This is a genomic window from Spirillospora sp. NPDC000708, from assembly GCF_040299565.1.
In the GTDB taxonomy this organism is placed as follows: Bacteria; Actinomycetota; Actinomycetes; order Streptosporangiales; family Streptosporangiaceae; genus Spirillospora.
The window spans coordinates 37,452-47,759 of record NZ_JBEPCJ010000085.1 but is presented as its reverse complement, the minus strand read 5'-3'; the positions used below and the strand labels follow the sequence as shown (position 1 = coordinate 47,759).

Genomic DNA, 10,308 nt, shown 5'->3' with positions numbered 1-10,308 from the left:
CGGGTCCGGCCCCGGGGCGCACCCGCGGGCCCGCCCCGCCCCCCCGGGGGGGGGGGGGGGCGGGACGACTCGTCCCGCCACCGCCCGTGACCGGCGCCTACGGCGTCCGGACGCCGGACGCCGCGTGCCCCGCGGCCTTACCCCGGATCAGCTGCAGCCGCTGGTGGAGCCGCAGCCTTCGCAGACGTAGCAGCTGCCCGCCGGGCGCATCTTCGTGCCGCAGGTGAGGCAGAGCGGCGCGTCGGCGGTGCGGCCCTGGCGGCTCTCGATGACCTCCATCGACGAGCGCGCCTCGGGCGCGGGCGCCGGGGCCGCCGGACGGGCGATCTCCGCCGACTGCGCGAGCGTCTCGTGCTCGATCTCCTCCTCGGCGTGGAGGGTGGCCGGGTCCTCGCCGTTGGCCTGCATCGCGCGCTCCTCGGCGGTGAAGATGCCGAGGCCCGCGCGCTCCTCGTAGGGCAGGTGGTCCAGCGCCAGGCGGCGGAAGATGTAGTCCATCACCGAGGTGGCCATGCGGATGTCGGGGTCGTCGGTCATCCCGGCGGGCTCGAACCGCATGTTGGTGAACTTCTCCACCCAGGTCTCCAGCGGCACGCCGTACTGGAGGCTGATGGAGATCGCCATGGAGAACGCGTCCATCACGCCGGCGAGGGTGGAGCCCTGCTTGCCGAGCTTGAGGAACACCTCGCCGAGACCGTCGTCCGGGTAGGACGAGGCCGTCATGTAGCCCTCGGCGCCCGCGACGGAGAACCGGGTGACGGTGGCGGGCCGCTGCTTCGGCAGCCGCTTGCGGACGGGGCGCGTCGCCGCCGCGCCGGCCTCCGCGGGGGCGGCCTCGGTCTTGGCCTCCTCCTTCTTGCCGGCGGCCGACAGCGGCTGGCCGACCTTGCAGTTGTCGCGGTAGATCGCCAGGGCCTTCAGGCCGAGCCGCCAGCCCTCGAAGTACACCTTCTCGATGTCCTCGACGGTGGCCTGCTCCGGCATGTTGACGGTCTTGGAGATCGCCCCGGACAGGAACGGCTGCGTCGCCGCCATCATCCGGACGTGCCCCATCGGGCTGATCGCCCGCTCGCCCATCGCGCAGTCGAACACCTCGTAGTGCTCGGGCCGCAGGCCGGGCGCGTCCACGACGTGGCCGTTCTCGCCGATGTACTCGACGATCGCCTCGATCTGCTCCTGCTGGTAGCCGAGCTTGCGCAGGGCGCGCGGCACCGTCTGGTTGACGATCTGCATCGAGCCGCCGCCGACGAGCTTCTTGAACTTCACCAGCGCGAGGTCCGGCTCGATGCCGGTGGTGTCGCAGTCCATCATCAGGCCGATGGTGCCGGTCGGGGCCAGCAGCGACGCCTGCGCGTTGCGGTAGCCGTGCTTCTCGCCCGTCTTCAGGCACTCCTGCCACTGCTTGGCGGCGGCGGCGTGGATCGCCTTGTCCATCTCGTCGAGGGTGCGGATGTCGTCGTTGGCGGCGGCGTGCTTGCGCATGACCCGCTTGTGGCCCTCGGCGTTGCGGGCGTAGCCCTCGTACGGGCCGACGACGCCGGCGATCTCGGCGGAGCGGCGGTAGGCGACGCCGGTCATCAGCGAGGTGATGGCCGCCGCGAGGGATCGGCCGCCCTCGGAGTCGTAGGCGTGGCCGGTCGCCATCAGCAGCGCGCCCAGGTTGGCGTAGCCGATGCCGAGCTGCCGGTAGTCGCGGGTGGTCTGCGCGATCTTCTCGGTCGGGAAGTCGGCGAAGGTGATGGAGATGTCCATCGCCGTGATGATCAGCTCGGTGAGCTTGACGAACTTCGCGACGTCGAAGGTGCCCTCGTCGGTGAGGAACTTCAGCAGGTTGATGCTGGCGAGGTTGCAGGACGAGTTGTCCAGCGACATGTACTCCGAGCACGGGTTGGACGCGGTGATCCGGCCCGACTCGGGGTTGGTGTGCCAGTCGTTGATCGTGTCGTCGTACTGGATGCCGGGGTCGGCGCACTCCCAGGCGGCCTGGGCCATGAGCCGGAACAGCTCCTTGGCCTTGACCTTCTCGACGATCTCGCCGGTCATCCGGGCGCGCAGCCCGAACTCGCCGTCGGACTCGACGGCGTGCATGAACTCGTCGGAGACCCGGACGGAGTTGTTGGCGTTCTGGTACTGGACGCTGCCGATGTCCTTGCCGCCGAGGTCCATGTCGAACCCGGCGTCCCGCAGCGCGCGGATCTTGTCCTCCTCGCGCGCCTTGGTCTCGATGAACTCGGCGATGTCGGGGTGGTCGACGTCCAGCACGACCATCTTGGCGGCGCGGCGGGTGGCGCCGCCCGACTTGATCGTCCCGGCGGACGCGTCGGCGCCGCGCATGAACGACACGGGGCCGCTGGCGGTGCCGCCGGAGGACAGCAGCTCCTTGCTGGAGCGGATGCGCGACAGGTTCAGGCCGGCCCCCGAGCCGCCCTTGAAGATCACGCCCTCTTCCTTGTACCAGTCCAGGATCGACTCCATCGTGTCGTCCACGGACAGGATGAAGCAGGCCGACACCTGCTGCGGCGACTTGGTGCCGACGTTGAACCAGACCGGCGAGTTGAAGCTGAACATCTGGTGGACGAGCGCGTACTTCAGCTCGTGCTCGAAGACCTCGGCGTCCTGCTCGGTGGCGAAGTAGCCGTGCTCGAGGCCGGTCCGGACGTACACGCCGACGACGCGGTCGACGAGCTGCTTGAGGCTCCACTCGCGCTGCGGGGTGCCGACGGCGCCGCGGAAGTACTTGGACGTGACGATGTTGACGGCGTTCAGCGACCAGAAGTCGGGGAACTCCACACCGCGCTGCTCGAAGTTGACCGAGCCGTCGCGCCAGTTGGTCATGACGACGTCGCGGCGTTCCCAGCGCAGCTCGTCGTAGGGGTGGACGCCGGGCGTGGTGAAGATCCGCTCCACCTTCAGCCCCTTGCGGCCCCCCTTGCCGCGCCGTGCCGGGCCGCTGACCGTCTCCGTCATGCCTTCCCCCTCCCGGGCCCTCCCGCCGGGCCCTGTACAGGAACAACTCCGCCGCCGCCCGGGCCATGCCCGTGCGGAGGCGCCTTCACTATGTGCTTTCTCGTATTTCCGGAACCGCCCCTACCGGGGCGGGCCGGGCTCCCCCGAGGAACCGGCCTTCCGCAGCGCCTCGATCTCCTTGGCGAAGTCGTCCAGCGACTCGAAGCTCCGGTAGACCGAGGCGAATCGCAGATAGGCGACCTCATCGAGTTCACGAAGGGGCCCCAGGATCGCGAGGCCGACCTCGTGCGAGGGGATTTCCGCGGATCCGGACGATCTGATCGCCTCTTCGACCCGCTGCCCCAGCTTCGCGAGCGCATCCTCGTCCACCGGGCGGCCCTGGCAGGCCCTGCGCACCCCGGCGATGATCTTTTCCCGGGAGAACGGCTCGGTGACCCCGCTGCGCTTGGCCACCATCACGAGCACATTCTCCTGCGTGGTGAATCGCTTGCCGCATTCCGCACACGCGCGGCGGCGCCGAATGGCGCCGCCGTCATCGGTGGCGCGACTGTCGATCACTTTGGTGTCAGGGTTGCGGCAGAACGGGCAGTGCACGCGCTATCCCTCCCCTGACGGAAACGAGTCACACCCACGACCCGCCATATATAGGTGACTTACATCGGTGTGACTACTAGATGTTGTGGTCAACCGTACGGCTCGGCGCAGGGCTACGCAACCTGATCCGCGGCCTCAGGAGTAGACCCGCGTCACATCCGCCGCGTAGATCCAGGTCACGTCGGACGATCGGATTCCGGCCCCGGGCGTGTCGCCGCGGGAGGCGCCGGGAGGCGGGCCGGAACGGGTCAGCCGGGCAGGACGAGCCGCTGGCCCGGCTGTACGGTGGGGTCGCCGCCCATCCCGTTGAGGTCGATGATCCGCTGCACGGTGACGCGCGGGTCGGCGCCGGGGTCGGCGGCGGCGGCGATGCCCCAGAGGGTGTCGCCGGGCTCGACGACGGCGGTCCGGACGTGCCCGGAGCGCCCGTGGTGGTCGGCGCGGCCGCCCGCGAAGGCGCCGGTGCCGCCGTCCAGCCAGAGGGCGGCGAGCGTGACGGCGGCGGCGAAGGCGACCAGGACCGCCCGCCCGCGGCGGGTGAGCCGCAGCGGGGCGCGTTCACCGGACGGCGAATCGGGCATCTCCACCCTCCTCGACTTCGAATGAATTTTCGATCGAACGCCTGTACGATGTTGTACCGCAGCACACCGGCGAAACGCGAGCACATCTTCGAACAATTGTTTGATCATTTCGTCCGGACGCGATAGCGTTCATGACAAGGAGTGACGGATCGAGGCGCCCGGGAGGCGACGAGCGATGAGCAAGGTCCGGGAGCTGCCCGACGGGCCCATGGACGAGACGGGCCTGACCCAGCGGCAGCGCATGGTGCTGGAGGTGATCCGCGACTCCGTCCAGCGCCGGGGGTACCCGCCCTCGATGCGCGAGATCGGCGAGGCGGTCGGCCTGACCAGCACCTCCAGCGTGTCGCACCAGCTCCGGGCCCTGCAGCGCAAGGGGTACCTGCGGCGCGACCCGAACCGCCCGCGCGCGGTCGAGGTGCGGGTCCCCGGCGCGACGCCGGTCCGCACCGAGCCCGACTCCTACGAGGCGGTGGGCGGCCAGCAGACCGCGACGCGGCCCGCGCCGGCCTACGTCCCGCTCGTCGGCCGGATCGCCGCCGGTGGCCCGATCCTGGCCGAGGAGGCCGTGGAGGACGTCTTCACGCTGCCCAAGCAGCTCGTCGGCGAGGGCACCCACTTCCTGCTGAAGGTCACCGGCGACTCGATGATCGAGGCGGCGATCGCGGACGGTGACTGGGTCGTGGTCCGCCAGCAGCCGGTCGCCGAGCAGGGCGACATCGTCGCCGCCATGATCGACGGCGAGGCGACGGTGAAGACGTTCAAGCGCAAGGACGGCCACATCTGGCTGATGCCGCAGAACTCCGCCTACGAGCCGATCCCCGGCGACGAGGCGTCCGTTCTCGGCCGCGTGGTGGCGGTCCTGCGCAAGATGTAGCGCGGCGCCCCCACAGGGGCGCACGCGGCCCCATGAGGGCGCGGTGGCGACGCTGAGAGGCGGCCGCGGGAGACGATCCCCGCGGCCGCCTCAGCGTGCCGCCCTGGTGTCCGCTAGCGCTTCGGGACGATGTTCACGATCTTGGGGGCGCGGACGATGATCTTGGCGATCTCCGCGCCGCCCAGCGCTTCCTGGACCTTGGCCGAGGCCAGCGCCAGCCGCTCCAGCTCCTCGCCGGCGATGCCGGGCGGCACCTCCAGCCGGTCGCGGACCTTGCCGGCGACCTGCACGACGCAGGTCACCGACTCCTCCACCAGCAGCGCCGGGTCGGCCTGCGGCCAGCCCGCGCGGATCACCGGCGCGGTGCGTCCCAGCAGCTCCCACGCCTCGTCGGCGGTGTAGGGGGCGAACAGCGACAGCAGCACCGCGATCGCCTCGGCGGCCTCGCGGACGGCCGGGTCGGCGGCGCCGGGGCCGGAGTCGATCGCCCGGCGGGTCGCGGTGACCAGCTCCATGATCCGCGCGATCGCCACGTTGAACCGCTGCGTCTCGACCATCCTCGTGGCCTCGTCGACGGTGCGGGCGGTGGCGCGGCGCAGCTCGGTGTCGCCGGACGCCGGGTCCGCGCCGGGCGCGGAGGACACCTCGGCGGCGATGCGGTGCACCCGGGTCAGGAACTTCGACATGCCGTGCGGGGACACGTCGGCCCAGTCGATGTCGTCCTCCGGCGGGCCGGAGAACAGCATCGCCAGCCGGACGACGTCCACGCCGAACTCGGCGATCTGGTCGCCCAGGTCGACCAGGTTGCCGGTCGACTTCGACATCCCGCTGCCGTTCAGGATCACCTGGCCCTGGTTCAGCAGCCGGGTGAACGGCTCGGTGAAGTCGACCATGCCCATGTCGTACAGGACCTTGGTGAAGAACCGGCTGTACAGCAGGTGCAGGATGGCGTGCTCGACGCCGCCGGTGTACTGGTCGACCGGCATCCACCGGCGGACCTTCTCGACGTCGAACGGGCCGTCCTCGTACCCCGGCGAGCAGTACCGGAAGTAGTACCAGGACGAGTCGACGAAGGTGTCCATGGTGTCGGTGTCGCGCTTGGCGGCGCCGCCGCACTTGGGGCACGCCACGTTCACCCAGTCGGACGCGGCGGCCAGCGGCGAGGTGCCCTTGGGCGCCAGGTCCGCGCCGCGCAGGCCGTCCGGCAGCCGGACGGGCAGCTGGTCGTCGGGGACGGGGACCTCCCCGCACGCCTCGCAGTGCACGATCGGGATCGGGCAGCCCCAGAACCGCTGCCGGGACACCAGCCAGTCGCGCAGCCGGAAGTTGACGGAGGCGCGTCCGGTTCCGCGCTCGTCCAGCACCTCGATGATGCGCGCGATGGCGTCGCCCTTGGCCAGCCCGTCGATGGGACCGGAGTTGACCAGCCGGCCGTCGCCGGGGGTGGCCATGCCGGTCTCGGCGGGGTCGGGCAGCCCGGTCTCCACGACGACGCGGACCGGCAGCCCGAACTTCAGCGCGAAGTCCAGGTCGCGCTGGTCGTGCGCGGGGACCGCCATGATCGCGCCGTGCCCGTACTCGGCCAGCACGTAGTCCGACGCCCAGACCGGCAGCCGCTCGCCGTTGACCGGGTTGATGGCGTAGCGGCCCAGGAACACGCCGGTCTTCTCGCGCTCGGTGGACAGCCGCTCGATCTCGCTCTCCCGGGAGACCTCCTCGCGGTAGGCCTCGAACGCGGCCCGCTGGTCGGGATGGCAGATCTCCTCGGCCAGCGCGGCGTCGGCGGCGACGACCATGAACGTGGCGCCGAACAGGGTGTCGGGACGGGTGGTGTAGACGGTGACGGGCTCGTCCCGGCCCTCGATCACGAAGTCGACGTCGGCGCCGGTGGAGCGGCCGATCCAGTTGCGCTGCATCAGCAGGACGCGCTCGGGCCACTTGCCCTCCAGCTGCGCCATGTCGTCCAGCAGCCGGTCCGCGTAGTCGGTGATCTTGAAGTACCACTGGGTCAGCACGCGCTTCTCGACCAGCGCGCCGCACCGCTCGCAGTGCCCGCCGACGACCTGCTCGTTGGCCAGGACGGTCTGGTCCTTCGGGCACCAGTTGACGTGGCCGCCCTTGCGGTAGGCGAGGCCCCGCTCGTAGAAGCGCAGGAACAGCCACTGCGTCCACTTGTAGTACTCGGGGTCGGAGGTGTGCAGGCGGCGCGTCCAGTCGAAGGACGGGGCGTACCGGTGGAACGAGGCGGCCTGCGTCTCGATGTTGGCGTAGGTCCACTCGGCGGGGTGCGAGTCGCGCTTGATCGCGGCGTTCTCGGCGGGCAGGCCGAAGGAGTCCCAGCCGATGGGGTGCAGGACGTTGTGGCCGCGCTGGAACCAGTACCGGGCCACGACGTCGCCGATGGCGAACGCCTCGGCGTGGCCCATGTGCAGGTCGCCGCTGGGGTAGGGGAACATGTCCAGCGCGTAGCGCCGCTCGCGGCCGTCGTCCTTGTCCTCGGCCGCGAAGGGGTCGAGCTCCGCCCAGCGGGCCTGCCACTTGTCCTGAACCGCCCGTGGGTCGTACTGCTCGTCGCTGCTCACGCTTCCGCTCCGGTCTCCATCTGGGGTCACAGGGCCAACGGGCCGTCCGTCACATGAAACGACCCCTCGCGAAGGAGGGGCCACCACGTCGACGTCGATGCGTCAACGTGGTCGTTGAAGGAGCAGCCTGGCCGACATACATCAAGAGTAGCGCAACCGCAAGCCTTCACGCGGGGTCCTGCGGGCGCGGGCGGCCGGACGGGGTGCCCGGATCCGGCGCGCTGGAGGGGCTTGACGCGCGGCGCGGGATCGTCGATCCTCTCAAACAGGAAAGTTTCCTATTAGAAGGCGGACGGGCGCTCCCACCCGCCCGCCTCGTGAGCGGCTGCCGACTCCGACCCACCCCCCGCCAAGGAGGATCGCGTATGCCCCGCCGATTCCGCACGCCCCGCATGCCCCGCAGGGCCGGCCTCGCCGTCGCCGCCGCCGTGGGCGTCGGCGCCTCGGTCCTGACCGCGGCTCCCGCGCTCGCCCACGGCTACACCAGCACCCCGCCCAGCCGGGCACTGCTGTGCAAGCAGGGCGTGGTCAAGAACTGCGGCCCCATCCAGTGGGAGCCGCAGAGCACGGAAGGCCCCAAGGGCTTCCCCCAGTCCGGTCCCGCCGACGGGACGATCTGCGCGGCCGGCGACAGCCGCTGGGCCCCGCTCGACGACCCGCGCGGCGGCACCTGGCCCGCCACGAGGGTGTCCAGCGGACCGTACACCTTCACCTGGCACCTGACCGCCGCCCACGCCACCACCTCGTTCCGCTACTTCATCACCAGGGACGGCTGGAACCCCGCCCAGCCGCTCACCCGGGCGCAGCTCGACACCGCGCCCTTCCTCCAGGTCAACTACGGCGGGAAGCAGCCGCCCTACGACGTCAGCCACAGCGGCACGCTGCCCGCCAAGCACGGCCGGCACATGATCCTCGCCGTGTGGGACATCGCCGACACCGGCAACGCCTTCTACCAGTGCTCGGACGTGGACTTCGGCTGATCTCCGCGGCGGCCGCACGGCCGTGACCGACCCCCCTCCGGCGGGCCGCCCCGCTCCAGGCGCCCGCCCCAGGTGGCCGGGCGGGACCCCGCGTCCCGCCTGGCCACCTGGCCACCTGGCCACCTGGTCATAGACTCCTCGGTAACCAACCGGCCGGTCACCGTTCCGCGCGAGGAGTGCCATGCTCAACCTGTCCGTGCTGCTGGAGGACGCCGCCAGGGAGACCCCCGACCGCGACGCCGTGGTCTTCGGCGACCTGCGGCTCTCGTACTCCTTCGTCGACGCGGTCGCGAACCAGGTCGCGAACCTGCTGCGGTCGCGCGGCGTCCGCCCCGGCGACAAGGTGGCGCTGTCCAGCCCGAACCTGCCGTACTTCCCGATGGTGTACTTCGGGGCGCTCAAGGCGGGCGCGGTGGTCGTCCCGTTGAACGTGCTGCTCAAGCCGCGCGAGATCGCCTACCACCTGGGCGACTCCGAGGCGAAGGCGTTCTTCTGCTTCGAGGGCACGCCGCAGCTGCCGCTCGGCGAGGCCGGCCGCGCCGGGTTCGAGCAGGCCGAGGGCTGCGAGCACTTCTTCCTGCTGCCGGCGAACCCCGCCGCGACCGAGTCGCCCATCGAGGGCGCCGAGCTGTTCTGGGCGGCGCTCGCCGGGCAGCCGGACACGTTCGACACCGAGCGGACCGAGGGCACCGACACCGCGGTGATCATCTACACGAGCGGGACGACGGGCCAGCCGAAGGGCGCCGAGCTCACGCACGGCAACCTGCTGATGAACGCGATGGTCGACGACACCCTGTTCGCGCGGACGCTGCACGACACGTCGCTGGTGACGCTGCCGCTGTTCCACATCTTCGGGCAGACGTGCGTGATGAACGTCGGGTTCTACCGGCGCGGGACGCTCGTCATGCAGCCGCGGTTCGACGCCAAGGAGGCGGTCGCGCTGATGGTGAAGGAGAAGGTGAACATCTTCGCCGGCGTCCCGACCATGTACTGGGCGCTGCTCAGCGACGACACCTCCCCCGAGGACGTCGCGACGATCCGGGAGAACCTGCGGGTCGCGGTGTCGGGCGGCGCGGCGCTGCCCATGGAGGTCATCAAGGGCGTCCGGGAGAAGTTCGGGATGAACGTCCTGGAGGGCTACGGGCTGTCGGAGACCTCGCCGGTCTGCTCGTTCAACCGGCCGGACCGGCCGACCAAGCCGGGCTCGATCGGGCTGCCGGTCTGGGGCGTGGAGATGAAGCTCGTCAACGACGAGTGGAAGGACGTCGAGGGCGAGGGCCCCGGCGAGATCGCCGTGCGCGGCCACAACATCATGAAGGGCTACTACAACCGGCCCGAGGCGACCGCCGAGGCGATCAAGGACGGCTGGTTCCGCACCGGCGACGTGGCCCGCCGCGACGAGGACGGCTACTACTACATCATCGACCGCTCCAAGGACATGATCATCCGGGGCGGTTACAACGTGTACCCGCGGGAGCTGGAGGAGGTCCTGATGACCCATCCGGACGTCTCGCTGGCCGCCGTGGTGGGCGTCCCGCACCCGAGCCACGGCGAGGAGGTCAAGGCGTACGTGATCCGCAGGCCGGGCGCCACGGTGACCGAGGACGAACTGATCGCGTGGGGCAAGGAGCAGTTCGCCAACTACAAGTACCCGCGCATCGTGGAGTTCCGCGACGAGCTCCCGATGACCGCCACCGGCAAGATCCTCAAGCGCGAGCTGCGCTGAGCCC

At 70.7% G+C, this 10,308-nt stretch carries 7 protein-coding genes; 3 read left to right on the top strand and 4 right to left on the bottom strand.

What is annotated here, in order from left to right; all coding sequences use genetic code 11:
- Positions 1 to 147: 147 nt before the first annotated feature.
- From ABT299_RS40755 to ABT299_RS40745, 3 genes are all read right to left on the bottom strand, one after another.
- A complete protein-coding gene (locus ABT299_RS40755) occupies positions 148 to 2,967 on the bottom strand; it encodes a vitamin B12-dependent ribonucleotide reductase (RefSeq protein WP_500254025.1) in 2,820 nt (939 codons plus the stop codon).
- A 120-nt stretch (positions 2,968 to 3,087) separates the two neighbouring features.
- Entirely contained in the window at positions 3,088 to 3,561 is a 474-nt protein-coding gene (gene nrdR, locus ABT299_RS40750) for a transcriptional regulator NrdR (protein WP_151592730.1), read from the bottom strand.
- Positions 3,562 to 3,809: 248 nt separating this feature from the next.
- Entirely contained in the window at positions 3,810 to 4,142 is a 333-nt protein-coding gene (locus ABT299_RS40745; protein ID WP_190858110.1) for a LysM peptidoglycan-binding domain-containing protein, read from the bottom strand.
- A gap of 175 nt (positions 4,143 to 4,317) precedes the next feature.
- Here ABT299_RS40745 and lexA point away from each other — a divergent pair, with 175 nt between their 5' ends.
- Positions 4,318 to 5,016, top strand: a complete 699-nt coding sequence (lexA, locus tag ABT299_RS40740; RefSeq protein ID WP_387029585.1) for a transcriptional repressor LexA — start codon at positions 4,318 to 4,320, stop codon at positions 5,014 to 5,016.
- A 113-nt stretch (positions 5,017 to 5,129) separates the two neighbouring features.
- On the opposite strand, the gene leuS is transcribed toward lexA, so the two are convergent.
- The gene (gene leuS, locus ABT299_RS40735) at positions 5,130 to 7,598 is read right to left on the bottom strand and encodes a leucine--tRNA ligase (protein WP_500254024.1); all 2,469 of its coding nucleotides are present in this window, start codon (positions 7,596 to 7,598) and stop codon (positions 5,130 to 5,132) included.
- Between the two features lie 365 nt (positions 7,599 to 7,963).
- Between leuS and ABT299_RS40730 the strand changes: the two genes are divergently transcribed.
- Together ABT299_RS40730 and ABT299_RS40725 are read left to right on the top strand one after the other, a co-directional pair.
- The gene (locus tag ABT299_RS40730; RefSeq protein WP_500254023.1) at positions 7,964 to 8,578 is read left to right on the top strand and encodes a lytic polysaccharide monooxygenase; all 615 of its coding nucleotides are present in this window, start codon (positions 7,964 to 7,966) and stop codon (positions 8,576 to 8,578) included.
- A 181-nt stretch (positions 8,579 to 8,759) separates the two neighbouring features.
- The gene (locus ABT299_RS40725) at positions 8,760 to 10,304 is read left to right on the top strand and encodes a long-chain-fatty-acid--CoA ligase (RefSeq protein ID WP_190858115.1); all 1,545 of its coding nucleotides are present in this window, start codon (positions 8,760 to 8,762) and stop codon (positions 10,302 to 10,304) included.
- Positions 10,305 to 10,308: the final 4 nt, after the last annotated feature.